Source organism: Pantoea sp. CFCC18177 (assembly GCF_059412425.1).
Genome location: NZ_JBNBPL010000005.1, coordinates 144,730 through 171,488 on the forward strand (window position 1 = coordinate 144,730; position 26,759 = coordinate 171,488).

At 52.5% G+C, this 26,759-nt stretch carries 26 protein-coding genes; 15 read left to right on the forward strand and 11 right to left on the reverse strand.

Annotated elements, in window-relative coordinates; translation table 11 throughout:
- Window positions 1-2: 2 nt before the first annotated feature.
- Window positions 3-437, reverse strand: coding sequence for a RidA family protein (locus tag ACPUC8_RS07345; RefSeq protein WP_039334129.1), 435 nt, complete (start codon window positions 435-437; stop codon window positions 3-5).
- Between the two features lie 225 nt (window positions 438-662).
- Between ACPUC8_RS07345 and ACPUC8_RS07350 the strand changes: the two genes are divergently transcribed.
- Window positions 663-1,049: an acyl-CoA thioesterase gene (locus tag ACPUC8_RS07350; RefSeq protein WP_494925929.1), complete on the forward strand. Its 387-nt coding sequence runs from the start codon at window positions 663-665 to the stop codon at window positions 1,047-1,049.
- A 154-nt stretch (window positions 1,050-1,203) separates the two neighbouring features.
- On the opposite strand, the gene ACPUC8_RS07355 is transcribed toward ACPUC8_RS07350, so the two are convergent.
- A complete protein-coding gene (locus ACPUC8_RS07355; RefSeq protein ID WP_494925930.1) occupies window positions 1,204-2,274 on the reverse strand; it encodes an NAD(P)H-dependent flavin oxidoreductase in 1,071 nt (356 codons plus the stop codon).
- A 107-nt stretch (window positions 2,275-2,381) separates the two neighbouring features.
- The gene (locus ACPUC8_RS07360; protein ID WP_039334166.1) at window positions 2,382-3,215 is read right to left on the reverse strand and encodes an AraC family transcriptional regulator; all 834 of its coding nucleotides are present in this window, start codon (window positions 3,213-3,215) and stop codon (window positions 2,382-2,384) included.
- Window positions 3,216-3,319: 104 nt separating this feature from the next.
- On the opposite strand from ACPUC8_RS07360, the gene ACPUC8_RS07365 reads away from it, so the two are divergent.
- Genes ACPUC8_RS07365 through ACPUC8_RS07375 form a run of 3 tightly spaced genes read left to right on the forward strand, consistent with a single transcriptional unit; the run spans window position 3,320 to window position 4,588 of the window.
- Window positions 3,320-4,060, forward strand: a complete 741-nt coding sequence (locus tag ACPUC8_RS07365) for an AzlC family ABC transporter permease (protein WP_039334126.1) — start codon at window positions 3,320-3,322, stop codon at window positions 4,058-4,060.
- 1 nt (window position 4,061) lies between these two features.
- Entirely contained in the window at window positions 4,062-4,385 is a 324-nt protein-coding gene (locus tag ACPUC8_RS07370) for an AzlD domain-containing protein (protein WP_283228355.1), read from the forward strand.
- Between the two features lie 50 nt (window positions 4,386-4,435).
- Window positions 4,436-4,588, forward strand: coding sequence for a hypothetical protein (locus ACPUC8_RS07375; protein WP_494925931.1), 153 nt, complete (start codon window positions 4,436-4,438; stop codon window positions 4,586-4,588).
- A 120-nt stretch (window positions 4,589-4,708) separates the two neighbouring features.
- On the opposite strand, the gene ACPUC8_RS07380 is transcribed toward ACPUC8_RS07375, so the two are convergent.
- Both ACPUC8_RS07380 and ACPUC8_RS07385 read right to left on the reverse strand, forming a co-directional pair.
- Window positions 4,709-5,767 (reverse strand): acyltransferase family protein, encoded by a 1,059-nt coding sequence (locus tag ACPUC8_RS07380; protein ID WP_494925932.1) that lies wholly within the window; start codon window positions 5,765-5,767, stop codon window positions 4,709-4,711.
- A 422-nt stretch (window positions 5,768-6,189) separates the two neighbouring features.
- Window positions 6,190-6,444 (reverse strand): hypothetical protein, encoded by a 255-nt coding sequence (locus tag ACPUC8_RS07385; RefSeq protein WP_494925933.1) that lies wholly within the window; start codon window positions 6,442-6,444, stop codon window positions 6,190-6,192.
- A gap of 132 nt (window positions 6,445-6,576) precedes the next feature.
- Here ACPUC8_RS07385 and ACPUC8_RS07390 point away from each other — a divergent pair, with 132 nt between their 5' ends.
- Window positions 6,577-7,467, forward strand: coding sequence for a LysR substrate-binding domain-containing protein (locus tag ACPUC8_RS07390; protein ID WP_494925934.1), 891 nt, complete (start codon window positions 6,577-6,579; stop codon window positions 7,465-7,467).
- A 2-nt stretch (window positions 7,468-7,469) separates the two neighbouring features.
- Here ACPUC8_RS07390 and ACPUC8_RS07395 read toward each other — a convergent pair whose 3' ends face one another.
- On the reverse strand, window positions 7,470-8,477 hold the full coding sequence (locus ACPUC8_RS07395) for a LacI family DNA-binding transcriptional regulator (RefSeq protein WP_494925935.1): 1,008 nt from the start codon (window positions 8,475-8,477) through the stop codon (window positions 7,470-7,472).
- Between the two features lie 245 nt (window positions 8,478-8,722).
- Between ACPUC8_RS07395 and ascF the strand changes: the two genes are divergently transcribed.
- The 5 genes from ascF to yfiB all read left to right on the forward strand — a co-directional run bounded on the left by ascF (window position 8,723) and on the right by yfiB (window position 14,053).
- Window positions 8,723-10,162: a PTS cellobiose/arbutin/salicin transporter subunit IIBC gene (gene ascF / locus ACPUC8_RS07400; RefSeq protein WP_494925936.1), complete on the forward strand. Its 1,440-nt coding sequence runs from the start codon at window positions 8,723-8,725 to the stop codon at window positions 10,160-10,162.
- 16 nt (window positions 10,163-10,178) lie between these two features.
- A complete protein-coding gene (locus ACPUC8_RS07405) occupies window positions 10,179-11,612 on the forward strand; it encodes a 6-phospho-beta-glucosidase (protein ID WP_494925937.1) in 1,434 nt (477 codons plus the stop codon).
- A 182-nt stretch (window positions 11,613-11,794) separates the two neighbouring features.
- Window positions 11,795-12,367 carry a regulatory sequestration protein YfiR gene (gene yfiR / locus ACPUC8_RS07410; protein WP_494925938.1) on the forward strand — a complete coding sequence of 191 codons (573 nt, stop codon included), beginning with the start codon at window positions 11,795-11,797 and terminating at the stop codon, window positions 12,365-12,367.
- A gap of 1 nt (window position 12,368) precedes the next feature.
- Entirely contained in the window at window positions 12,369-13,583 is a 1,215-nt protein-coding gene (gene dgcN / locus ACPUC8_RS07415; protein ID WP_494925939.1) for a diguanylate cyclase DgcN/YfiN, read from the forward strand.
- The gene (gene yfiB / locus ACPUC8_RS07420; RefSeq protein WP_494925940.1) at window positions 13,580-14,053 is read left to right on the forward strand and encodes an outer membrane lipoprotein YfiB; all 474 of its coding nucleotides are present in this window, start codon (window positions 13,580-13,582) and stop codon (window positions 14,051-14,053) included. Before dgcN ends, yfiB begins: the two co-directional genes overlap by 4 nt.
- Here the strand turns inward: yfiB and uvsE are convergent.
- Entirely contained in the window at window positions 14,040-15,014 is a 975-nt protein-coding gene (uvsE, locus tag ACPUC8_RS07425) for a UV DNA damage repair endonuclease UvsE (protein WP_494925941.1), read from the reverse strand. The two genes, yfiB and uvsE, sit on opposite strands and share 14 nt — an antisense overlap.
- Before the next feature lie 248 nt (window positions 15,015-15,262).
- The gene (locus tag ACPUC8_RS07430) at window positions 15,263-17,293 is read right to left on the reverse strand and encodes a choline transporter (RefSeq protein WP_039334977.1); all 2,031 of its coding nucleotides are present in this window, start codon (window positions 17,291-17,293) and stop codon (window positions 15,263-15,265) included.
- A gap of 242 nt (window positions 17,294-17,535) precedes the next feature.
- Here ACPUC8_RS07430 and betI point away from each other — a divergent pair, with 242 nt between their 5' ends.
- Genes betI through betA form a run of 3 tightly spaced genes read left to right on the forward strand, consistent with a single transcriptional unit; the run spans window position 17,536 to window position 21,324 of the window.
- On the forward strand, window positions 17,536-18,132 hold the full coding sequence (gene betI / locus ACPUC8_RS07435; protein ID WP_494925942.1) for a transcriptional regulator BetI: 597 nt from the start codon (window positions 17,536-17,538) through the stop codon (window positions 18,130-18,132).
- A 13-nt stretch (window positions 18,133-18,145) separates the two neighbouring features.
- Window positions 18,146-19,618, forward strand: coding sequence for a betaine-aldehyde dehydrogenase (betB, locus tag ACPUC8_RS07440; RefSeq protein WP_494925943.1), 1,473 nt, complete (start codon window positions 18,146-18,148; stop codon window positions 19,616-19,618).
- Window positions 19,619-19,644: 26 nt separating this feature from the next.
- Window positions 19,645-21,324, forward strand: a complete 1,680-nt coding sequence (gene betA, locus ACPUC8_RS07445; RefSeq protein ID WP_058971152.1) for a choline dehydrogenase — start codon at window positions 19,645-19,647, stop codon at window positions 21,322-21,324.
- Window positions 21,325-21,356: 32 nt separating this feature from the next.
- On the opposite strand, the gene ACPUC8_RS07450 is transcribed toward betA, so the two are convergent.
- Window positions 21,357-21,968 carry a TetR/AcrR family transcriptional regulator gene (locus ACPUC8_RS07450; protein ID WP_058971155.1) on the reverse strand — a complete coding sequence of 204 codons (612 nt, stop codon included), beginning with the start codon at window positions 21,966-21,968 and terminating at the stop codon, window positions 21,357-21,359.
- A 56-nt stretch (window positions 21,969-22,024) separates the two neighbouring features.
- Between ACPUC8_RS07450 and ACPUC8_RS07455 the strand changes: the two genes are divergently transcribed.
- Window positions 22,025-23,053 carry an MDR family NADP-dependent oxidoreductase gene (locus tag ACPUC8_RS07455; RefSeq protein WP_494925944.1) on the forward strand — a complete coding sequence of 343 codons (1,029 nt, stop codon included), beginning with the start codon at window positions 22,025-22,027 and terminating at the stop codon, window positions 23,051-23,053.
- A 387-nt stretch (window positions 23,054-23,440) separates the two neighbouring features.
- On the opposite strand, the gene ACPUC8_RS07460 is transcribed toward ACPUC8_RS07455, so the two are convergent.
- On the reverse strand, window positions 23,441-24,373 hold the full coding sequence (locus ACPUC8_RS07460) for a LysR family transcriptional regulator (RefSeq protein ID WP_494925945.1): 933 nt from the start codon (window positions 24,371-24,373) through the stop codon (window positions 23,441-23,443).
- A gap of 100 nt (window positions 24,374-24,473) precedes the next feature.
- On the opposite strand from ACPUC8_RS07460, the gene aptA reads away from it, so the two are divergent.
- The gene (gene aptA, locus ACPUC8_RS07465) at window positions 24,474-25,805 is read left to right on the forward strand and encodes an omega-aminotransferase AptA (protein WP_494925946.1); all 1,332 of its coding nucleotides are present in this window, start codon (window positions 24,474-24,476) and stop codon (window positions 25,803-25,805) included.
- Here the strand turns inward: aptA and ACPUC8_RS07470 are convergent.
- Entirely contained in the window at window positions 25,802-26,677 is an 876-nt protein-coding gene (locus ACPUC8_RS07470; protein WP_494925947.1) for a LysR family transcriptional regulator, read from the reverse strand. The genes aptA and ACPUC8_RS07470 overlap by 4 nt on opposite strands.
- Between the last annotated feature and the right edge of the window lie 82 nt (window positions 26,678-26,759).

Sequence of the window (26,759 nt, forward strand, 5' to 3'; positions counted from 1 at the left end):
GATTAGGCCTCTGCTTGTGGTTGCCAGTCATCCGGGATCACCGCAATCACATCTATTTCCATCAGCCATTGCGGCTGGCCCAGCCCTGAAATCACCAATCCGGTTGAGATCGGGAATACCCCTTTCAACCACTTGCCAACCACTTGATAAACCGGCTCGCGATAGCGTGGATCGATGATGTAAGTCGTCGTTTTTACGATGTGCGTTAGATCGCTGCCTGCCTCTTCCAGCAGTTGTTTAACATTTTTCATCGCCTGCTCGGCCTGTGCCGCGGGGTCGCCCAAACCGACAAGGTTGCCAGCGAAATCAGTGCCGATCTGCCCGCGCACGTACACGGTGTTACCGGCACGAACCGCCTGACAGAGATCATTATCCAGTGACTGATTAGGGTAAGTTTCTTTGGTATTGAATTTGCGAATGCGGGTATGTGTGCTCATGTCTGCCTGCGAAGATGAGTGGATTCTTCGCAAGGTATACCGCGCGCGGCGCAACAGATAAAACAGCATTAACCGAGGTGCTGCTTTAGAAAATCCGAAGAACGTGAGCGCCCGTCACGCGCAAAATGTTTGATTTAATCACATTGCGTAACCATTTGGGTTTACCGCGTAAGCTTGATGCGGTATACAACGTTTCCGTCGTAACATGCAGATAAGGAAGCAGAAATGTTCGTTAAACATTATGACGTCGATGAGAAACATATTGATTTTCAGGGCGTGGTAGATGGCCTCTACTATCCGTTTTATATGGAATGGACACGCCACGCTTTTATGCGCGAGGCTCTCGGCATTGATATTGAGGAAGAGTTTAAACAGGGAAAGCTCTATATGGTGCTGGAGTATTCACTGCGCTTTCGCAAAAGCCTGGTCAAAGGTGACAACGTCGAAGTGACCTGCGCGCTGGAAAAAAATGAGAAGCGCAATCGCGTGAACTTCGTTCAGCAGATCAAAGTTGATGGCAACGTTTATGCGGATGCCACCTTTGTCGCGACTTGCCTGGTTAACGGACGTCCGTCTATGCCTGAAGCGGTATTGAACGCATTGGCAGAATAAAGATCAAAGGGCGAACGCTCGCCCTCTTTTTTTAATCCCGCTCGAAAGAGCGGTTGGTTTGACTCATGGCCATTTCGCTTGCCATCTCCATGCTTCTAAGTTCGCAAAGTGCGCATTTATGCGCACCAAAGTAAGCCAACGCACTGGCATGAGTCTAAAGGCATCTACTCTGATTCTGCCACTCCTGCACTATTGTCCGGACCAGCTGCCCGGCTGGCATTTCTCGCGCCAGCCCCGCGCCCTGTCCTGCCCATTGTGCGCCAAAACCGGGTTCATTTTTGGCGGCAGCCGCTGCAGCCAAAGCCTTGCCCAGCGAATAGGTTAAGGGATAGTCGGGGATCTCCTCGGGGCTGACATCCTGACTAAAACGGCAAAAAGCGTTGCGTAAGCATCGCGCCTGACGACCCGAGATGGCCGCCGTCATCACTGTCGCCGTTTCATTGGCTTGTTTAAGTGCGGCGCGGTAGGCGTCATTCGCTGCCGATTCTGGACAGAGTACAAAAGCCGTGCCCATTTGCACGCCGGTCGCGCCCAACTGCATCATGGCGGCCATGCCAGCGCCATCCATGATTCCGCCCGCCGCAATAACCGGATGGGCAGTGTGTTGGCGAATGGCCTGCACGAGTGTCAACGTCGACATTTGAGGATCGAAAGTCCATGGATCAAATTGCCCACGATGACCACCCGCCTCCATGCCTTGAGCAACAATAAAATCAATTTTGTTTTCAGCTATCGCTAAAGCTTCCGTAACGCTGGTGGCGGTAGCGAACGTGACAATCCCCCGCTGTTTAAACTGCTCAATCACCTGAGCTTCTGGCAGGCCAAAATTAAAGCTGACTGCAGCGGGCTTTGCCTTTGCAATCACATCAAACATCGCATGATTGCCTAAGAAGGTTTGGTAAATCTCCTGCAGTTCATCTGGTAGCGCTGCGTCATAGCGGGCAAACAATTCGCGGAACCGTTCAATCCATGCCTGCTCGCGTGCAGCATGGCGTTGAACTGGGGCATGGCAAAACACGTTAACGTTGATCGCGCCACGCGTCAGTGCCTGTGTTTTGGCGATCATCGCTTCCGCCTGTTGAGGCGTTGCCGCCCCCACGCTGATCGAACCCAGCGCCCCTGCCTCAGTCACGGCGGCTGCCATTTCCGGTGTTGATACACCGGCCATCGGCGCCTGTACTAACGGGTATTGCAAACCTAATGCATCACAAAGCGAAAGTGCCACGGTGATATCCACGCAAAATTTAAGTGAAATAAAAGTAGCACCGATTCAAAGCCGCCTCCATATAACATGCATTTATAATGCAACTACATATTATCGGGCGATATCATTTACAGCGACGCCGCGGCAAACGCGCCCGGCGTAATGCCAAAATGTACGCGGAATTTTTTAATAAAATGGCTCTGATCAAAAAATCCAACATCGTTAGCGGTTTGCGCCGCATCCAGTCCCAGCGACAGCAGGCGCTTGGCGCGCACCAGGCGGATTTGGGTGAGATATTGATGCACCGACAGACCCGTGAGCTTTTGGAAAGTGCGCATAAAATGAAATTCGCTCAAACCGGCCACGGCGGCGATCTCACTGACTGCGAGCGGCTGATGATAGTGGCTGTGCAGGAAATCAATCGCCTGACGGATATCGGCACGCAAGGCGTTTTTTTGCCCGCCTTTTAGGGTGCGTTCGCCATGTTGACGAATCAACGTATTAAGAATCTGATAAAGCGCACACTCCTTTTCAACCGCATCTGGGCTTTGCTGCATCACGGCGGAAGCCTGCAACATCTGCTGGGCCAGCGCAGGATCATAACGCATCCCCTCGGCGCCAAAATTGAGTTCACCTGAACCGCCAATGATTGACTCAGCCACCTCATTGACCAGCGAAGCTGAAGGATAAAAGGCACAGTAATCCCAGCCTTCGTCACGTTGAACCGCTTCCCCGGTGTGCACTTCTCCCGGCTGGATAACCATCACGGTGCCGGCAGCGGCAATACCCTGCTGGCGACAAATACGCGTGCGCTGTGCGCCACGTGCAAACGCGGCAATCACATATTCGTCGTGGAAATGTGGCGGGTAACTGTGTTCATAACAGCGCGCGCGCAGGATTTCCATTCCACCGAGCATTCCTCGATCGCGCCACAGTTTGATGTCGTCACGTTTTTCCTGCATCACAAATCCTTCGCTGATTTTCTCCGGGAGCAGGATTTTACTATAGCCTTGTGAATCCATGCTTATTATTGCTGCATCTGTTGAGAAGGTTTTGGAACTGAATTATGTCGTTGAATAGTCAAACCCTGCCAAAGCACAGCGAAAGAGAGAGCTTTCGAGCGGGATTTATCGCCTGTTTACCCACGGTGCCGGGCTATCTGAGCATCGGTTTTGCGGCGGGCGCCATTGGCACACTGGCGGGATTTTCGGTGCTGCAAACCGCGCTGTTAGCAACCCTGCTCTACACCGGTTCGGCGCAATTTTTATTTTATTCACTCTGGGCCTCTGGAGCGGAAATGACCTCGGTGGTGTTAAGCGTGATGCTGGTGAATCTCCGTTATTTGTTGATGAGTTCCGCCATTAGCGTCTTTTTCCGCGGGCAAACCGGCTGGCAGAAGGTGGTCAGCGGCCTGTTACTCACCGATGAAACCTTTGGTGTGGCCGTGCAGCATGGCACCCAGCACGGCAAGATCGGCTTTAACTGGATGTTTGGCCTTAACCTGCCCGCCTGGCTCAACTGGATTCTTGCCTGTGTGATCGGTGCTTACGCAGCGTCAGCAGTGCCCGAATCTCTGATGGCAGGTCTAAGCTTCAGCCTGGTGTCGATGTTTATCGGCTTGATATTAATGACGTGGTTTGCCAGCCGTCGTAAATGGCTTGAGACGCTGGCGATTGTCGTGGCGGTGCTGGTGACCTTTTTCTCTGCCGGGCATCTCGATCTGAGTGTGGTAGTGATTGTAGCGGCCTCTATTGCCGCCAGTTTGGCGACGCTGATTTTACGCATGAAGTACAAGGAGGGTGTGTAATATGGAACGTAATGTCCTGCTGACCATTGTGATTGCGGCGCTGATCACGGCGGTCATGCGTGTTGGCCCGATCCTGCTGCTCTCACGTTTTCGCCTGGCCCCACTGGCGCAACAGTGGCTGAGTTTCATTCCTGCAGCGATTATGGCGGCGATTGTCACCGCCGAATTAGTGGAGAAACCGGCCCTCACCGCTTCAGGGCTGAGTTTGTCACTGCTGGCCGCGCTGATTGCCGCCATTACGGGCGTGATCACCCGTGGTTTATTTGCCACCGTATTGGCAGGCATGGTGGCCTATACAGCACTGCGCTATATATTCGGCATGTAGGTTAATGACCTTTGTTTTAATGCCGGCTCTGCCGCCCAGCAGCACCCTTTTTGACAACTCGCACTGAAGCTGATGAGCAGGCTGGGGCCGTACAGGGGCAGGCATCCGCAGCGCTGAACGGCGTGAGTCTGCCAGGAGAGCCCGCAGGACGCGGGCGAAAGGTGGCGCTGGAACATGGATGTTCCATCGGCACCGGTCCGTAAGGCAGACGAGTGAAGTGAAGGCACCGCGTCAGCGGCGCGAGGACCGCCAGCCCCTGTACGACGCCAGACTGCGTTCTCGTCAGTCGCTTAACTTGCCATTCAGGCGGCCAAGACCAAAAACTAACTGACCTCCGGGGCTGGTGTGCGCTTGCCCTTCAACAGATTCCTCAGTGCAGGCTCCGCATATTTACTGATAAACCACGCGATATAATAGAGGACGGTCGCTACTGCTATCGGCATCAGTAACATGACGAACTCATTTTTAATGTGCACATTGATTTTTATCAGTGTGGCAATCATCAAATTTTCATGGATCAAATAGAACGCATAACTGGCAAAACCAATGGCAGTCAGGAAGCGCAACGATAAAATGCGTTCTAACATTCTTGAATAAAAACTGGCAATAAAGAACAGCATCACCATCAGTAAAGGTATAACAGTAATGACGCCAGCATTTTTAATGAAATAGCTGAAGTTAATCAGTAACGCAAACGCCACAATCGCATAATGGAATGCCTTATCCCTGCCATGCATCCGTTCATATACCAGACATCCCACCATAAACCAGGCGTAATGGATAAAGCCAAATTTAGACACCACATCAACTAACAAAGGATGTCCCAACGACTTTATAACGGACGCACCTGATAACAGCAACATTGGCACCAGTAAGCCTGGCAAACAATATTTTCGTCCCAAAGTAAAATAGATTAAACCGATAATCAGGTAAAATACCGCTTCAACATAAAGCGACCAGAAAGATCCCGCCATGGATTTAAATTCAATGCCGGTGATTTGTGTCAGCGTCTCAGGGTTGGTGAAGATAAGACCGGGCAGCAAGTTCTTGACATGTGGCGTCATGGCTGACCATTCAGGATATAAGCCGCCCGCAAAGAACAGCAACAAACTGGCAATCAGCATTGCCGGAAACAGGCGTAACCAGCGTTTCTTCAGGAAACCAATATAGCTCTCAGATTTGTCCAGCGTCATAAATATGACGAAGCCGGAGATCATAAAGAATAACTCTACGCCGAGCCAGCCAAAGGAAAAAATGGGAATATGTTGGGTGATATTGACATAAGGCAATAGCTCAGGCCAACGTGCATAGGCGTGATAGCCAATCACCAATAAAATGGCTAAGCCGCGCATTCCATCAAGATGCTTGATACGTGCGTGCATAATTCCCTCAGGAAAGATGACCGTGTGAGTAAAGTCAAATTAACATCGAAACAATTTCACTCACAATAAGACTTAATCTGATTAAATAAATTACAAACAAAATTTTAATTAACGACACACACTCACGCCGCACAAGTTTATATTGGCCTTGCTATCAGCATTAAATGATGAGCTCTACAGGTCATTTATCTACATGCTCGCAGTAATTCCAGGCCAGTCATTAACAACATCATGACCAGCCTGTTATTAAAATCGGACAGGAATGCTAATCAATACTTATTTTGGCGGTAATGCCTGCAAAATACGCTGCGCTTCACCCGCGCTGAGTGGGTAATCGTAAAACTGTCGATAAAACGCCTGCGTGGCGGTCACCATATCAAACAGGGGAAACAGTGTCGGATGAAGCTGTTTTGCCGCCCATTTTACAGAGTATCAACAATAAATAGAGTCAACATGCCCGCACCTACCAGCCAGTAAAAGATCATTGCCCAGTGGCGAAAGAGAGGTTGCTGGCAGTAGCGCTCATGAAGGATAAAAAGCAGCAGCAGTACCGCAGCAGTACGATTGACGAGGAAACTCATTTCCCCTCGAATGAAATAAATCATGATGGCGAAAACCACACTTCCGAGACTGAGTAAGGTAAAGATGCCTTTGGCCCAAAATAAAGATCTCAACATAATCTACGCTTCCTGTAAGCAGCATAAGGATGAACCGTATTCATCCTGATTAGACGATGCTGACAGGTTACGTCTCATTGGTGCTATTCTACAAAATCATAGTTTTCAACCATGCGTGAGATGAATTCATCCATGAAAATACCGCGCCTACCTCCACTTGGTGCTATTCGCGCCTTTGATGCTGTTGCACGCCATGCCAGTTTTAAAATGGCCGCGGATGAAATTGGCGTCACACCCACGGCGATAAGCCATCAGATACGGGTATTGGAAGAAGCACTGAATCAACGCTTATTTACCCGATCTGCACGTGCCGTGACGCTCACACCCGCTGGTGAAACACTTTTCCAGGCATCGACACATATTTTCGCCACCCTACGCGATGCCGTTGATACTCTCAAGGCTGCCGAATCCCCGGCCACATTGACCCTGAGTACCACCTCTAACTTCCTCACCAACTGGCTGGTGCCGCGTCTGTCCAGCCTGCATCAGGAACATCCGCATATGGCGCTGCGCCTCCATAGCGGCACTGAATTGGTGGATGTACGTGGTTCCGTAGCGGATTGTGCCATTCGATATGGCATGAACATTGATGAGGATCTGGACGCTACATTGCTTTACAACGACAGGTTTGTTCTGGTCTCCAGCCCACAGCTGGACTTACAGGACGTTACCGACCTGCGCAATGTCACCTTATTTCATGTTGAGAACCGCCGCGTTCCGACACCGGAGCCCAACTGGCAACAGTGGAAGGAGAGCTATGGCCCCGATGATTTAAAGGTGGAGAGCGGCATCCATTTCGACGACGAAACGCACGCAATTCAAGCGGCCATTGCCGGTCAGGGCGTGTTGCTGGCCAGTGAATTATTGATTCAGCGCGCCTTGAATCAAGGCTTATTGCAGATTGCCTTGCCAGGTACGTTACCGGGCGCACGTTACACATTCGTCACCAGTATGGAAAAGACACAGCGCCAGGATGTACAACAGTTCAAACAGTGGTTATTGCGGGCTTTTCATGAACCGTGAGACTACGGTACAGGTCCAATCGACTCTCTGCGCACCAGTTCGCCGGAGAAAGTTCTGCGATTGCGCATTTCGCCACCATCCAGCATCGATATCAGCCGTTCCAGGGTTTCCTGAATCATGTCTGTAACCGGCATTTTGACGCTGGAGAGTGACGGGATGGTAAACGGAGCCAGTGGAATATCATCGAACCCCAACACTGAAACCTGAGCGGGTACCGCGATGTGATGCGCCGCCAGCGCTTTCAGCGCGCCGACCGCCATCTCATCGTTACTGGCAACCAGTGCGCTAAAGGGTTTCCCTTGCGCCAGCAGTGTCTCAACGGCCGTCACCCCATTTTGCGCCTGCCATTTTCCCTCAATAATCAACGCGTCCTGCAGCGCAATCTGATGCTTTGCCAGTGCCGATTTGTATCCCGCCAGTCGTTCACGGCCGGTGGGTGAATCCAGTGATCCGGTAACAAATGCAATGTCACGGTGCCCCAGTGCGATCAGTTGTTCTACCGCATCCGCACAGGTCTGCTGCTGGTCTGAATAAATACAGTAGCTGTCATGCTGACGTAAACGGCGGTTAATCACCAGAATGGGATGCTTGTGCTGATCAATGATCTCATCCATCTCTTCGATGGTGAGAAAACGTGGATAGATGATCACACCATCACAACGCAGGTCGAGCAGAAACTGAATCGCCGCCCGCTCCTCTTCTGCACTGTGCTTGCCATCCACCAGTAACAGTTGCCGCCCCTGTTGCTCCATCAACCGTGCCGAATGTTGCATCAATTCAGTGAAATAGCTGCCGCTGTAAAGGGTATTGGTGATAACCAGACCAATCGTCTGCGTTGATTTGGTCGCCAGATTACGCGCCAGTAAATTGGGGCGAAAACCGGTTTCAGCTATAGCCTGAAACACCTTTTCACGCTTCTCTTCGCTGACATAGCCGTTGCCTGAAAGAACACGTGAGACCGTGGCTTTGGACACACCCGCAACTTTTGCCACCTCAATGATGGTTGCCATTTTTCACTCTTTTTGATGCCTGCATTGCCGCAGTGTACCTAAGCGGCGAATAGTGCGGGAGTTTTTCTCCAAAAAACCTTTCCAGCACGCGCGTTAAGAAAACGATCGACTTCACACTTATCAACATCAACTTATAAATATCTTGCCTGGATTGAAGTGGCTGTTCATGATTTTGTGAAACCGGTTTCTCACGAAGTCACACATAGACGTTTGTACTCCTACTAAAAAACAGAGATCCAACATCCATGGCTAAAAATTATGCTGAAGTATCGCGCGCCATCGTGGCTGCACTCGGCGGGTTTTCCAATATTGAAGCCGTCACCCATTGCATGACGCGCCTGCGCTTCGTGTTAAAAGACAGCGCGGTAATCGATAACGCCGCCCTTAAGGCCATTCCTGGCGTGATGGGCGTGGTGCACACCGATACACAATGCCAGGTGATCATCGGCAACAACGTTAATCTCGTCTATCAGGAGGTGCTGAAGCTGGGCACGCCTGATGGCAGCCTCGGTACAGCGGTAAAACGTAAAATCACGCTGCGATCGATTGGCGCAGGTATTCTGGATGCGTTGGTCGGCACCATGTCACCGCTGATCCCTGCCATCATTGGTGGGTCGATGGTGAAACTGTTGGCGATGGTGCTGGAAATGAGCGGCGTACTGCCGAAAGGATCGTCCACGTTGGTGATACTGAATGTCATCGGCGACGGTGCTTTCTTCTTCCTGCCGATCATGGTTGCGGCGTCAGCGGCGTTGAAATTCAAAACCAACATGTCGTTAGCCATTGCCATTGCGGGCGTGCTGGTGCACCCCAATTTTGTTGATCTCATGGCAAAAGCAGCGCAAGGCCAGGCGGTAGAGTTCGCTTATATTCCCGTCACGGCGGTGAAATACACCTACACCGTTATTCCCGCCCTGGTCATGACGTGGATTTTGTCTCACATCGAATATTGGGTTGATCGTTTTACCCCGGCGGTCACGAAAAACTTCCTGAAACCGATGCTGATCGTGTTGATTGCTGCGCCTATCGCCATTGTGCTCATTGGGCCGATTGGTATCTGGATCGGCAGCGGCATTTCTGCGTTGGTCTACACCATCCACGGCTATCTCGGCTGGTTGTCCGTGGCGATTATGGGTGCGCTGTGGCCACTGCTGGTGATGACCGGGATGCACCGCGTCTTTACGCCGACCATTATTCAAACCATCGCTGAAACCGGCAAAGAAGGCATGGTGATGCCGTCTGAAATTGGTGCCAATTTGTCCTTAGGTGGATCGTCGTTGGCGGTGGCGTTCAAAACCAAAAACCCTGAACTACGCCAAACCGCCTTCGCCGCCGCAGCCTCCGCCATTGTCGCCGGCATTTCCGAACCCGCCCTGTATGGCGTGGCGGTGCGTTTGAAACGCCCGCTGATCGCCTGTTTAATCAGCGGCTTTATTTGCGGTGCCGTCGCCGGTATTGGCGGACTCGCCAGCCATTCCATGGCCTCACCGGGTCTGTTCACCAGCGTGCAGTTTTTTGATCCGACCAACCCCATGAGCATTGTTTGGGTGGGTGGTGTGATGGTGCTGTCGGTGGTGCTCTCCTTTGTGTTGACCCTGATTCTTGGATTTGAAGATATCCCGGTCAGTGAAACGGCCCCGGTCAAACCGGTTGCAGAAGCAACCAAAGCCGTAAACGCTAATTGAAAAATTGAGGTTTTTTATGTCTGAAGTGACATTTCCTGCGGGATTTTTGTGGGGCGGTGCGTTAGCCGCCAATCAGTCAGAGGGGAGCTATCTGGCGGGCGGTAAGGGTTTGACGACGGTGGACATGATCCCGCACGGAGCAAACCGCATGCCGGTCAAACTGGGGCTGGAACCGCGTTTTGCATTACGTGAAGACGAGTATTATCCCAGCCATGATGCTATCGATTTTTATCGTCGCTACAAAGATGACATCGCACTGATGGCGGAAATGGGCTTCACCGTGTTCCGCACCTCTATCGCCTGGAGCCGTATTTACCCGAATGGCGATGAACTGACGCCCAATGAGGAAGGCATTGCCTTCTATCGCAGCCTGTTTAAAGAGTGCCAGAAGTATGGCATCACGCCACTGGTGACGTTATGTCATTTCGATGTGCCGATGCATCTGGTCACCGAGTATGGTTCCTGGCGCAACCGCAAGATGATTGAGTTCTTCGCGCGTTACGCCAAAACCTGCTTTGAGGCATTCAATGGACTAGTGAAATACTGGCTGACCTTCAATGAGATCAATATTCTGCTGCACAGTCCTTTCTCTGGTGCGGGGTTGGTATTCGGTCCAGAAGATAATCCAGAGCAGGTGAAATACCAGGCAGCTCATCATGAGTTGGTGGCTAGCGCACTGGTCACCAAAATCGCGCATGAGATCAATCCAGGAAACCAGGTGGGTTGCATGCTGGCGGGCGGTAACTTCTATCCCTGGTCCTGCAAACCGGAAGATGTCTGGGCGGCTCTGGAAAAGGATCGCGAAAACCTGTTCTTTATCGATGTGCAAGCACGCGGCGCCTATCCCTCTTATGCTGCGCGCGTGTTCCGTGAAAAAGGTATTGAAATTGAATGGCAGGATGGCGATGCCGAGATCCTGCGGCATACTGTTGATTTTGTCTCATTCAGCTATTACGCGTCGCGCTGTGCCTCAGCGGATATGAATGAGAAAAACAGCAGCGCGGCAAATGTCGTGAAGTCCTTGACCAATCCCCATATCGAACGCAGCGCGTGGGGCTGGGGCATCGATCCTTTGGGTTTACGCATCACCATGAACATGATGTATGACCGCTACCAAAAACCGCTGTTTTTGGTGGAAAACGGGCTGGGAGCACGTGACGAGCCAGATGAAAACGGTGAAATTCACGACGATTACCGCATCAGCTATTTGCGCCAGCATATTCACGCCATGGGCGAAGCGATTGCGGATGGTATTCCGGTGATCGGTTATACCACGTGGGGATGCATCGACTTGGTAGCCGCCTCAACCGGTGAAATGAGCAAGCGTTACGGTTTTGTCTATGTCGATCGTGATGACCTGGGTAACGGCACGCTGGCGCGTTCGCGTAAAAAGTCTTTCTGGTGGTATAAGAAAGTCATCGCCAGTAACGGCCGTGATTTGAGTGAGTAGTACAATTTTGGGCGCAGCTTGCTGCGCCTTGCATATCATTCAATAAGCCATGATCTCTATTAATGAATGGCGCTAATTATCCAGCTGAATTAAAAGATAAGATTCTTCTGACAGTGAACATCTGTACTCTTTCGTAATAGCCGATGGTACTATTTCCGCGATTATTCCAGCGGAATTGCGGCATGTTACGTTCTGATCCACGCCTTCACTTACGTGAAGTTTTATTTCTGCTTTTTGCTCAGCTTAAAGTGGCGCTTGCCCTGATGGCTGCCCTGGCGTTTCTGTTGTTTTCGCTCTCTTCCCCTGCGCTTGCTGCGGGAAAAGATGATAAGGCCAATCGAATTGTCAGCGGTATCATCAGTTTTACCCGCTGGCCATCGCTGCACGGCGCACCGCAACTTTGTGTGTTCTCCTCTGCACGGCACCTCAACTTTCCCGCCAGCCCAACGGCAAACTCGCTGCCGTTTAGTGTCATTTACCTGAATAGTGACAATGAGTTAGCCAGTAATCGTTGCGATGCCATTTATTTTGGCGACCAGACCCCGCAACAACAGACGGAATTACTGGCCATGGAGCCCGGTAAAGCAGTGCTGTCACTCGCTGAAAACAACCCAGATTGCGCCGTCGGTGCCGCTTTCTGTTTAATCTTCAATGCCGATCATCCCATGTTTTCCGTCAACCTTGACTCGCTGAGCCGCAGCGGCGTGCGAGTCAGCCCGGATGTGTTGTTGCTGTCGCGCAAAGGAAGCCAATAAGATGAAATTTGAAAAAAATAAAAATGAGAAATCATCTATCCGCATTAAGCTGCGCAAAATCAGCATCATTAACTCGGCTGTTATTTTATTGCTGTGCTGGCTTCTGCTCTCTTCCACGTCGTTGCTGTTCATTAAACGCTATGAAAAAAGAAATCTGGAGCTGATTGCCGCTACGCTAAGTAACAGTTTGACCGCCGCTACCGTATTTGAAGACAGCTATGATGCGCATAAAAAAATTGCCACGCTGGGCAATGAAGGTATGTTCGCTTCGGCAAAACTGGTCACCGATGATCAAACGGTTTTGGTGAACTGGCAAGATCAGCAGCAGCAAAGCGGCTGGTATCAGAACTTCCTGCGTGAATGGATCTATGCCCGCCCGATCAGTGTGAATATCAATCATTCTGAGAATGTGGTGGGCACTCTGACGCTGGTTGGCACGGTGACCGGTGCCGCCGACTTTATTCGCTATTCGGTGATGATTTTAACCAGCGGTATGATCTGCGTGCTGGTCGTCGCCTCACTGCTGAGCGCCTTTTTGCATCGCGGTATTCTGATGTCACTGCGCAATATCACCAGTTCAATTCATTACGTTATCCGCTCCGGTGATTTTTCGTTACGCATTCCAGAAAGCCGGACGAAAGAATTCCAGCTGTTCTCTGAAGACCTGAATTCACTGCTGGCCGAGATGCAGTCATTACAAACCTCACTGCTGCGCGATAACCGCTCGCTGGCAGCCAAAGCTTTAGAAGACCCTCTTACCGGTTTGGCCAACCGCGCGGCTTTTGTTGCTCAACTCACCTCGCTATTGGATAAACAGCTGGCGCAAGAGCAGTTTGTTTTGCTGTTCCTCGACGGTGACCGCTTTAAAAGCATTAACGATAACTGGGGACATGCCGCTGGAGATGAAGTGCTGCGCGCCATTGGTTCGCGCCTGGCGGCACTGGCGTATAAACAGGATCTGGTCGCCCGATTGGGGGGGGATGAGTTCGCCATGCTGATCACCAGTCGTGCCACCGAATCACAGTTGCAACTGCTCACCGAAGAGATTCGCAGCTCGATTGCGCAGAAGATCATGATTGCGGAAGGCACGCCGATTACCACCTCTGTCACCATTGGCTACGCCTGGTCACAACATGGCGATACCGTGGAATCGATTCTGGAACGTGCAGACATGAATATGTACAAAAACAAAGGGATCAATAAGGTACGGATATGAAGATAAAACTCTTTCTGCTGGTTTGTATTATGTCCATCGTCGGCTGTCAGTCACCTGGACGTTTTACGGCGGCACAAATCTCGGCAATGCAAAGTGAAGGTTTTACTGAAAACAGTGAAGGCTGGGGCCTGGGTTTATCAGAGAAGATTTTATTTGGCATCAACGAGTCTCAGTTGACGCCTGGCAGCCAAACCACCATTGCGGCCATGGCGAAAAAACTGTCTGATACAGGTATTCAGCATGTACGTATTGATGGGCATACCGATAACTACGGCAAAGCTGATTACAACCAGCAACTGTCACTCAAGCGCGCCAACGCCGTCGCGGCGCAATGGGCGCAAGGTGCCGCCGTGCCACGCAACAACATCACCACACGCGGCCTGGGCATGACCGCCCCGATTGCCAGCAACAACACGGCGCAAGGCCGTGCTCAAAACCGCCGCGTGGCGATTATTATTACTTCTCCGTAATTAACTGGCGGTCGAGTGCATATTGATAGAGTCGCTCGACCGCCAGGTTCTTCATTTTCACCTCACACATAATGTCGAAATCCTGGAATGACAGCGCCCAGTCATTCAGCGTTTGATTGAAATAATAATCCGCGTGAGCGCGTAATTTAGATTTTCTGACGGCTAAATCATGCTGGTCAGGAAAACCCTCATCTGGGATAAGCCCTTCCTCAGCAACCGAATAATGCAGCACCGGCCGCACGTCGCGCCAGGATTCGATGATCAACGGAATCCGCGCATCGTCCGCCTGGATATAGTGATTCTCTTTCACCCAATGGTGATGAATATCCAGCACCACCGGGCACATATCGCGGGCTTGAAGCACATCGTCTATCGAACAGGATATCTCGTCATTCTCGACCGTCAGCATATTGCGTGCCTCGGGAGAGAGCCGCAGAAAGGCGGCGCGAAATCCCTCAATGCCTTTCTTCCCATTCATATGAATGTTGATCTTGAAATCCTGAAACTGGCGGCCATAACCCATCGCCACGGCACAGCTGGCATGATACTCCACATCCTCAATCGCTCGGTCCACGACCCCTTCATTGTCTGAAGCAAGCACCGAATATTGGCCGGGATGGAAAGAGAGACGGATATTGTTCGCGCGGGCAAAATCGCCGCAGCGCGCCAGCAGCGGGAGCAAGTCAGGCATTAATTCTGCATAAATCGCCGTGGCTTCGGGCACGGTATACAGCGGCAGCAGGTCGCTACCAATACGCATCATGCGCAATGCGTCAGGCAACGATGCCAACTGTTCCAGCATCCGAAATTGGTTTTCAAGATTTAGAGTGGCCAGTTGAGAGAGTAAACTGGCCTGCGCCGCACGATCCAGGCTGAGAAAACGCGTGCGCGTGGTGGTTTTAAACGGAAATGGCTGCTTAGCCTGTGCATCTAAGAACTTGCACGCAAACCCTAATTTCATCTTACATCCCCTTCAGAACAGCCTGAAAGTGTAGCTGGCAATCTGAAGGTTGCAGAAATTATCAGGAACAGGCGCTAATGCTGTTTATCGTTGCCATCAACAAAAGCACGTGCCCTTTTTAACGACACGCACTCAGGTTGATAAGCCGCCTGCCCCTGTGCAGCCCCAGACGGCGCCCGCGTACAATCCAGCGCCAGCAGTCGACAACGTGCAAGCCAGCGCCAGAACGGTGCCAAAGAAGTGATTCACTACACGCTCGGGAACGTGATACTACTCCCCGGTGCTTCTCGATGCAGATGGATAAAGTTAAGGTGACGTTCATACTGATCGAGGATATCGATAATCACCTGTTCCTTATTGTAATCCATCAAATCGTTACCCTGGCTCCCCTCCAGCAGGAAGGTCTCCAGCCGGTAATAGGTCGATTTACCGCTACGGGCGCGATAGGTGAAGCCTGGTACCGAATACTGCTGTGGCCAAATCTGATACACGAAATCCTGCTCTTCGCCTAATAGCACGCGCAGATCCAAATGCCCCAGCGGTTGCCCCTCTTCTGGCTCAACGCGCTCCAGAGACACCCGTCCTCCACGCAACTCCAGCTCTTTCGCCACATCCTGCATCGCCGGGAACAGCACTGTCTCCATCATCTGCTGGGTGTAGCGCGTACCGGGATAATTCATTAACCGTGACAGACGCTTCTTCCAGCTCAAACGATCATTACTCGCCGGAATATAAGGCGCGGTCTCACGGCTGGCACTGGCGCGACGGTGATCTTCGACTTTCAGCGATTTGTACAATCCCGCCATTACGAAGAAAATCACAAAACTGAACGGCAGGCCCATAATCACCGTGGCATTCTGCAAGGCAGAAATACCGTTGGTCATCAGCATCCCCATCGTCAGCACCCCAATCGCCACCGACCAGAAAATACGCAACCAGTTTGGCGCATCACTGTTAATGTCTTTCAGCTTTGAGGTGAAATTGCCCAATACCAACGAACCCGAATCCGCTGAAGTCACGTAAAACAGCATGCCGGTGATAGTGGCAACCGAAGCACTAAACTTAAAGGCTGGATACTGCGCCAGAAGACTGTAGAAACCGCGTTCAGCATGCGCCATCACTTCCTGGGCGAAACCGGCGTCGCCATGAATGATTTCATACAAGGCCGCGTTACCGAACACCGACAGCCACAACAGGGTAAAGGTGAATGGAATAATCAGCGTACCAAGTACAAACTCACGAATAGTGCGCCCACGTGAAATACGCGCCAGGAACAAACCGACAAACGGCGACCAGGCTACCCACCATGCCCAGAAGAACAGCGTCCAGCTGTTCATCCACTCTTTGGGCTGATCAAAGGCGAAGGTATTTAGCGTCATGCCCATAAAGCGGTTAATGTAATCGCCCACGTTCAACACCAAGGCATTCAGCAAGAAATCGGTTTTGCCCATAAACAGCACGAACAGAATCAAGCCCAGCGCCAGCGCGACATTCAGCTCAGACAAAATACGAATGCCTTTATCCACGCCCGAGGTCACGGAAATGGTGGCGATAATCACCGACAGCACAATCAGCGCCGCCTGGGCGGTAAAGCCTTCAGGGATATCAAACAGCACATTGAGGCCGTAATTGAGCTGAACCACACCAATACCTAACGTGGTCGCGATACCGAAGATGGTACCGACCACTGCAGCGATATCCACGGTATGACCAATAGGCCCATTGATGCGTTTGCCAAAGATGGGATAGAGCGCAGAACGAATGGTGAGCGGCAGGTTATAGCGGTAACTAAAATAGCCGAGCGCAATGCCCATCAGCGCGTACATTGACCAGCCGGTTACGCCATAGTGGAACAGCGTCCACACCATCGCCTGGCGTGCCGCCTCCATGGTTTGCCCGGCCCCTTCCGGTGGCTGCATATATTGCGTGACGGGTTCCGCCACTGAGAAGAACATCAGGTCAATGCCTATCCCTGCAGCGAACAGCATCGCTGACCAGCTTAATAAACTGAATTCCGGTTTGGACTGCTCTGGCCCGAGTTTAATCGCGCCATAACGCGAGCACGCCATGTACACCACAAACACAATGTAGAGCGTCGCGGCGAGCATGTAGTACCAGCCAAAAGTCGACGTCACCCAATTCACGGTGGTCTGGATCCAGCTGGCTGCTAACTCGCTGTAAAAAATCGTGACAAGTGAAAATGTCAGAATCAGTCCGGCCGAGGTATAGAACACCACAGGATTGATTCTGTCTTTTTCACTGGCAGGTGGATTAATCATCGGTTACCTCTGGTTAATTTCCTGTTATAAAACAATTAATTATTTTGACCAGTTCATCTGGCCTTGTTGTTTTTAACTCTCCCGTCTTCCCTCCATCGTTTTCGATGCCCCGCATAGCCCGGTTCACCGCTGCGTTTTTGTAACAATCGAAGCACAGCATCCTAACAAAATTCTTTTTTATATTGAACGTGCAATCAAAAAAAGTTTTAATGGTGCCCTTACATTGTGGTGGAGCTGGAGTCATGCCAAAGGTGGGAATGCAGCCGATTCGTCGTCGGCAACTGATTGATGCAACCCTCGATACCATTAACGAAGTGGGGATCAACGATGCCACTATCGCGCAGATTGCGCGTCGTGCTGGCGTCTCGACGGGCATCATCAGTCACTACTTCAAAGACAAGAACGGTTTGCTGGAAGCCACCATGCGTGACGTAACGCGTCAACTGCGTGATGCGGTCGCGGCCAGATTAAAACCGTTGGCACAGGCCAGTACCGAAGCGCGGCTGCTGGCGATTGTGGAAGGCAACTTTGATGACACCCAGGTTCACAGTGCAGCGATGAAAGCTTGGCTGGATTTCTGGGCCAGCAGCATGCACCAACCGCAGTTGGGTCGTCTGGAACGCGTCAGCAGCAGCCGCTTATTCTCGACGCTGGCGGCTGAATTTCGTCGTGAACTACCGCGTGAGCAAGCGCGTTTGGCGGCCCATGGGCTGGCATCGTTAATCGACGGACTCTGGCTACGCGCAGCACTGAGCGGCAAACCTTTTGATTTGGGTATTGCCCGCACGCTCACCACCCAATTCATCAGCCAGCAGTTAGCTGGCACACAGAATCACTGAGGAAGGAGAAATCATGTCCCGATTCAACGAGCAACACCTGTACATTGATGGCGCACTGGTCCCTGCTGCTGCAGGCAATACATTCCAGACCATCAACCCAGCCAATGGCGAAGTGCTGGCCGATGTGCACGAAGCAGAACACGCTGATATCGATCGTGCCGTCGCGGCGGCACAAAAAGGCCAGAAAATTTGGGCAGCGATGACCTCGATGGAACGCTCGCGCATTCTGCGTCGTGCAGTGGATATCCTGCGTGAGCGCAATGACGAACTCGCCGCCCTCGAAACCCTCGATACCGGTAAGCCATTGAGCGAAACCCAATATGTCGACATCGTCACCGGTGCCGACGTATTGGAGTATTACGCCGGTTTAATTCCGACGCTGGAAGGCCAGCAGATCCCGCTGCGCGACACCGCTTTCGTCTATACCCGCCGTGAACCGCTGGGTGTGGTGGCCGGTATCGGTGCATGGAACTACCCGATTCAGATCGCCCTGTGGAAATCCGCCCCTGCTCTGGCAGCCGGAAACGCGATGATTTTCAAACCCAGCGAAGTGACCCCGCTGACCGCGTTGAAACTGGCAGAAATTTACACCGAAGCCGGTGTGCCAGCCGGTGTCTTCAACGTATTGAATGGCCGTGGTGCCGTCACCGGACAGCTGCTGACTGACCATCCCGGCATCGACAAGGTCTCCTTTACTGGCGGCGTCGCCAGCGGCAAAAAAGTTATGGCGAATGCAGCCGGTTCGACCTTGAAAGAAGTCACCATGGAACTGGGCGGTAAATCCCCACTGATAATCTTTGATGACGCCGATCTCGATCTGGCTGCGGATATCGCCATGATGGCCAACTTTTACAGTTCCGGTCAGGTCTGCACCAACGGGACGCGTGTGTTTATCCCAGCCAAATTCCAGGCCGCGTTTGAAGCGAAAATCGTCGAGCGCGTGGCGCGCATCAAAGCAGGCGACCTTAACGATCCTGCCACCAATTTTGGCCCGCTGGTCAGCTTCCCACATCGCGATAATGTGATGCGCTTTATCGAAAGCGGTATCAGCGAAGGTGCGCGTTTGCTGTGTGGTGGGAAACGCCTGAGCGGGGCTGATTTCGACAACGGCGCCTGGGTTGAACCTACCGTGTTTACCGACTGCCGCGACGACATGACCATTGTGCGCGAAGAGATCTTTGGGCCGGTAATGTCGATTCTGACTTACGAAAGCGAAGAAGAAGTGGTGCGTCGAGCCAATGCCACCGACTTCGGCCTGGCGGCGGGAGTGGTAACACAAGACCTTAACCGCGCGCACCGCGTGATCCATCAGATTGAAGCGGGCATCTGCTGGATCAATACCTGGGGCGAATCTGCCGCCGAAATGCCGGTGGGTGGCTACAAGCACTCGGGTATTGGCCGTGAGAACGGTCTGATGACACTGCAAAATTACACCCAAGTGAAATCTGTGCAGGTCGAGTTATCCCGTTTTCAGTCCGTATTTTAATTTAGCTTTAACCTGAGGAGCGACTAATGGAATTTGATTACATCATTATCGGAGCCGGATCCGCAGGGAACGTTTTGGCAACAAGACTGACCGAAGACAGCAGCGTTAACGTGCTGCTATTAGAAGCCGGTGGCCCTGACTACCGCTTCGATTTCCGTACGCAGATGCCTGCAGCTTTGGCATACCCGCTACAGGGTAAACGCTACAACTGGGCGTATGAAACCGAGCCTGAGCCACATATGAACAACCGCCGCATGGAGTGTGGACGCGGTAAAGGCTTGGGTGGATCATCACTGATCAACGGTATGTGCTACATCCGCGGTAACGCCATGGATCTCGATAACTGGGCGCAGCAGCCTGGACTGGAGAGCTGGAGCTACCTTGACTGCCTGCCCTACTACCGTAAATCGGAAACCCGTGATATCGGTGCCAATGATTACCACGGGGGTGAAGGCCCGGTGAGTATCACCACCTGTAAACCGGATAATAACCCGCTGTTCGCCGCCATGATTGAGGCGGGCGTGGAGGCAGGTTATCCGCGCACGGAAGACCTGAACGGTTATCAGCAAGAAGGCTTTGGCCCGATGGATCGTTTTGTCACGCCAAAAGGTCGCCGTTCCAGCACCGCACGCGGCTATCTCGACACCGCGAAAGTGCGACCGAATCTGAAGATTGTGACGCACGCCACCACCGATCGCATCCTGTTTGAAGGCAAGCGCGCAGTCGGTGTGCAATATTTACAGGGTTCAAGTAATACCTCGCATCAGGTTCATGCGCGTCGTGAAGTGTTGCTGTGCGCGGGCGCGATCGCTTCACCGCAAATTCTGCAGCGCTCGGGTGTCGGTTCAGCCGCGCTGCTAGAGAAGTTTGATATCCCAGTGGTACATGATTTGCCGGGCGTGGGTGAAAACTTGCAGGATCACCTTGAGATGTACCTGCAATATGAGTGCAAAGAGCCGGTTTCGCTCTACCCTGCACTGAAATGGTACAACCAACCGAAAATCGGTGCCGAGTGGTTGTTTAACGGTACGGGTATCGGTGCCAGTAACCAATTCGAAGGCGGCGGTTTTATCCGCAGCCGTGAAGAGTTTACCTGGCCGAATATTCAGTATCACTTCTTGCCAGTGGCGATCAACTACAACGGTTCCAACGCCGTCGAAGCGCATGGCTTCCAGTGTCACGTAGGTTCTATGCGTTCACCGAGCCGCGGTCATGTGCGCATTAAATCGCGCGATCCGCGCCGCGATCCGGCCATTTTGTTTAACTACATGGCGCATGAGCAAGACTGGCATGAGTTCCGTGACGCGATTCGCATCACCCGACAGATCATCAATCAGCCCGCGCTGGATAAATATCGTGGCAAGGAGATCAGCCCAGGGCTTGATTGCCAGACCGATGAGCAACTGGATGAGTTTGTGCGTAACCATGCGGAGACCGCCTATCACCCGTGCGGCACCTGCAAAATGGGCAGCGACGAGATGGCAGTCGTCGATGGTGAGGGCCGCGTTCACGGGCTGCAAGCACTGCGCGTGGTGGATGCCTCGATCATGCCGTTGATCATTACCGGCAACCTGAATGCCACCACCATTATGATTGGCGAAAAGATCGCAGATAACATTCGCGGTCGCCAGCCATTGCCGCGCAGTGAAGCGGATTACTTCGTCGCGGGCGATCGCCCGGTGCGCGGTGAACCAAAGCGCGCTTAAAGCTTTATCCCGGGGCGGCCTATAAGTCGCCCCTACGACCCGCTCAGATACGCCAGAATCAATCGCTGCAGCTCCTGTTTGATCTCCACGGAATGCAGCTCATCACGTCTCGATGCATCATGCACCACCCCTTCCACAGCGGATGCCAACACTTTGGCAGCCACTAACGCGCGAGCTGACCCCTCACCTAAGATCTGCGTAACGAAGCGCTGATAAAATTCGGCATAGCGTTGTTCAAAATCTTCGTGTGCTTTGCGCTCAGACAGTGGCACTTCATCAAGTAACACCCGGTGCAAACTCGGGTTGATTAAATGTGCATGGATAACGCCCTCGACTAAGCGTTCAATTCGCCTGTCGAGGGAATCCTCGTTGATCGCCGCATTGGCCAACACCAGCAAAATCGCATCCAGATGTTGCTGACGAATCGCCTCAGCCAGAGCCAGTTTATTGGGAAAGTATTGATACAGTGAACCAATACTGACACCGGCAATTCGCGCAACTTCATTGGTGTTGAACTTTGACCAGCCATTCTTCGCCAGGACGCGAGCTGCCGCCTGCAAAATCACATCTACCATGACCTGCGACCGCCGCTGGCGCGGGGCTTTGCGCATCGATCGCGATGCATCAATGACACGAGTATTCATTAGAGGGTCCTCAAACGATAATACGAGTATTCACTCACATACCGAGGAAAACCGTGATGTTACTCGAAAAATTATCTAGCAGGGAAATTCGTTTGCGCCAACGGAGCAGTGGCATGCCCACACGCAACAACTTTGATCTGGTTGAGAACCTTGTACCGCCTCCTGAACGGCATCAGGTGTTGATCAAAAACCGTTGGTTCCGCGTCTCCATCTCTACACGCTTGATGATGAGCGTGGAGGCTGAAGCGGTAAAAGGGATCCCCTTCCCGCCTTTGCAAATCGGTGATGCTTTAGCGGATGCCGCCATTGGTGAAGTGATCAGTGCATCGGCGGACAGTGGATTATTGCCAGGAGATTTTGTGATTCATCCCAGTGGCTGGCGCGAGTTGGCGCTGGTAGACAGGCAGCAGTGCGTGCGCTTAGGCAGAGAGATCCATCACCCTGCTGCCTATCTCGGCCATGGCTGGACGGCTTACGCGGCGTTAACGCAAGGCATTCAGGTGCATCAGGGTGATACGGTTTTTGTTTCCAGCGGGGCTGGGGCTATCGGGTCCATGGCGGGACAGATTGCGCGTAAGCTCGGAGCGTCACGGGTGATCGGCAGCACAGGTTCAGCGGATAAAGCGCTCTGGATGCAACAGCAGTTGGGTTATGACGCGACCATACAGCGAGGCAAAGGGGCGATTGCGCAACAGCTGCAGGAATGCGCCCCTGAAGGCATTGATGTATTTGTCGATATTGTGGGTGGCGAGCAGTTAGCTGCGGCGGTTGCACAGGCGCGAGAGCATGCGCGCCTGGTGCTGCTCGGCGCCCTTTCCGCTGAGCTGGCTGCCAGCCAATCCACTAAGATCGCTCCGGTCGAAATTGATTCGTTCGCCTTGATCGTAAAAGGTGTGACCCTCAAAGGCTACAGCGCTGACGAACATCCCAAGGTGTTTGATAGCTGGATAAGCCAACTATCGCACCCTGACTGGCAGGATATTCATTTTGCTTCCACTGTTTATCAGGGCTTGGATGCCGCACCTCAGGCGTTAGCCGATGCCTGCAGCGGCAAGGCACGCGGCGTGGTGCTGGTGGCGCTTTAATCGGTAAAGTCCGGGCTACCCGGCAAATTGATTACCCTTTAAGCGGGTGTCGGTCGCCATAAATGGCGACCCTACAAGATTCGATACTGTATTTTCGTAGGGTGCGCATTTATGCGCACCCGCTAACCTATTCATTTCTTTGCTTAAAATATTGCCCAATTAACCTGAATAGCCAAGGACACACTGCGGCCTAATCCGGTAGGAGTCGTAACAAATAAAGTATGTTGTAACTAGTAACGGTAACCCGTAATGAAATCACCTATTAGCATTCGCCTCCCCCTCAGACTGCCGTGCAATGGCCTGCNCAAGGACACACTGCGGCCTAATCCGGTAGGAGTCGTAACAAATAAAGTATGTTGTAACTAGTAACGGTAACCCGTAATGAAATCACCTATTAGCATTCGCCTCCCCCTCAGACTGCCGTGCAATGGCCTGCAGAAACCGCTCAAGAATCACATTCTGGCTGCGCGTCTTACGCGTGACCAGCGCAATCTGGCTGATGTAATGCAGCCGCTGTGGAGCAATCGCGCGCATAACCCTTTTCTCTACCCACTGCGCGGCATAGTGATCGGGCAGGAAACCGAGAAAACGCCCCGAGAGAATGAGAAAGGCAATGCCTTCACGGTCGGTGGCGGTCGCATTGCAGTTCAGCATCTGATGCATAGCAATGGCTTCCGTGGTCATGCGGAAAGCGGGCGCGATGGCATCATAGCGTAGCAATTCTTCATCACTGGGTGGCTGACGCTGCGCGAACAAAGGATGGGTATCACTGCAATACAGCTCTAATTTCTCATCGTAAAGCTGCATATAGTCCAGTCCAGAGATCGGTGACGTCAGTGGCAACGCGCCTACATGCAAGCGCCCATCCATCAGACCGCGCTCAATGTCTGCAGCGGTCATCATGCTGATATTGAGACGAATATCGGGACCGATGTCGCGCAAGGCTTCCAACGCATGGGTGATTTTCATCCGTGGTTGCGTCACCAGATTGTTGATGATGCCAATATTAAAATCACCGCGCAGCTGCTGGTGCATTTGATTAACCTGCAGGCGAAAATGCTCTACTGCCGCCATCATGCTATCGCTATGGCGTAATATCTCGCGCCCCTCATCGGTTAAGGCAAATCCTGCCCTTCCACGCTGGCACAACCGCATGCCGAGCCGTTTTTCCAGATCGCCCATATGCAAACTGATTGCTGAGCGCGTCATGCCCAGCAGACTTTCAGCGGCAGAAAAACTGCCGCACTCATTCACGGTTTTGAATAAGCGCAATAATTTGAGGTCAAAATCTGTGATTTGAGCCAGCGACTTACTTTTCATTTAGGTGAGTAATTCAATATCTAAAGATGAATTAATAAGGATTTAACTTACCTATCGCTTAATTGCAAACTCTTCCTACACCTGCCTGGAGGAATGGAACATGACCGACGTTGTTAATACTGCATCGCTTAATCTGCAATCACACTGGATGCCCTTCAGTGCCAATCGTAATTTTCAACGTGATCCGCGGTTCATCGTCGCGGCGCAGGGCCGCTGGCTCACAGATGATAAAGGACGGCAGATCTTTGACAGCCTCTCTGGGCTGTGGACCTGTGGCGCGGGCCATACGCGTAGTGAAATTCAGCAAGCCGTGGCACAGCAACTCGGCACCCTTGATTACTCACCCGGTTTTCAACATGGCCACCCGCTCTCATTCCAGTTAGCAGACAAAATCGCTCAGCACATGCCGGGGGATCTCAACCATGTGTTCTTTACCGGCTCGGGTTCAGAGTCTGCGGATACCGCAGTAAAAATGGCGCGCGCTTACTGGCGCATCAAAGGCCAACCGGCAAAAACCAAATTCATCGGGCGTGCACGCGGCTATCATGGCGTGAACATTGCGGGTACCAGCCTTGGAGGTATTGGTGGTAACCGTAAGATGTTTGGTCAGTTTATGGATGTCGATCATATCCCGCATACGCTGCAAACGGATCTGCCCTTCACGCCGGGTCAGGCAGAAACCGGCGGCGTAGCGTTGGCGAACGAAATGCTCAAATTGATTGAGTTGCATGATGCCTCCAACATCGCGGCACTGATTGTTGAACCCCTTTCCGGTTCAGCAGGGGCGATCATCCCACCGAAAGGCTATCTGCAACGCTTGCGTGAGATCTGTACACAGCACAACATTTTGCTGATTTTTGATGAAGTGATCACCGGTTTTGGCCGGATGGGCCGCTGGAGCGGCGCGGAATATTTCGGCGTAACGCCGGATATCCTCAACTTTGCCAAGCAGATCACTAACGGCGCCATCCCCCTCGGCGGCGTTGTCGCCAGCAGCGAAATTTATCACACCTTTATGGCACAGCAACTTCCTGAACACGCAGTGGAGTTTGCCCACGGCTACACCTATTCCGCCCATCCGGTAGCGTGTGCGGCCGGGCTGGCCACCTTGAATTTGCTGGAAAATGAATCGCTGATTGCACAATCTGCCGAGCTGGCGCCCTATTTTGAACACAGCTTACATGCGCTGCGCGATTGCCCGAACGTGGTGGATATTCGCAACTGTGGTCTGGTAGGGGCTATCCAACTCGCACCCCGTGACGGCGATGCGACCATTCGCCCGTTTGACGCGGGCATGGCGTTGTGGAAAGCCGGTTTCTATGTGCGTTTTGGCGGCGATACGCTGCAGTTTGGTCCGATGTTTAACACGCAACCCGCCGAACTGGATCGCCTGTTTGACGCGGTGGGTGAAACCCTTCACCACATAAGTTAACGGAAGGTGTGAGCAGCAAAGTCCCAAAATGCTTCCAGTGCTGGAGAAGCGTCTCCCCCTGCTGCTCGCACCAGACCGAAACGCCGCACGGTAAGGGGTTCTATCGGTATGGCAAACACGCCTGGCAACGTAGCCGGGAGAGTGGAGTCCGGCACTAATGCCACGCCCATCCCCTCTTTGACCAGCGCGCAAGCGCTGGCCCAGTCTCGAACCCTAATGCGTACATCGGTGAGTTGCAATCCGGCAGCATGCATCAGGCTTTCGCCATTCACTTTGCATCCGCCCGTGGCGAGGATAAAGGGTTGCTGATGGAGTTCATGCGCCGTAATCGCAACCCGGTGGCTGCGCGCCAGGCGATGGTGCGCGGGTATCAATGCCATCCAGCGATCCTGCCCGAGTTCAATGGCTGCGCTTGCCGGTTGCGGGTTCAACACCACGCCCAAATCCACTTCTGCGCGGCTCAGCCAGCCCTCGACCTCCTCATCACTGCCCTCCACCACGCTGATGCTCACGCCAGGAAAATCATGGGCAAACTGCTTTAACATATCGGGTAGCAGCACCGACACCACGGAAGGGAAACATCCCAGCCGGATACTGCCCTGATTCAGACCACGTGCGTGGTGAGTCAGCAAGCGTATTGTTTCAAGGTTATCCAGCATCTGCTGCGCCTGTTGCACCACCTGACGTCCAATATCAGTCAGGGAAATGGCGCTGCGACTGCGATGCATCAAGGTCACGCCTAATGACTTCTCCAACTGCGTGATGGCCTGACTGGCCGCAGATTGCGTAATCCCAACTTGCGCAGCAGCCCGCGTCAGATTCTCATGCGCCGCCACCGCCAGTAGCAATCGCCAGTGGCTGAGATTCATCATGTCAGTAGCTCAGCTTATAACGTGAATTTTAAGCATTAATTTTACCGACAATAGCTGACCGCGCAAGATAGGAAAAAACACA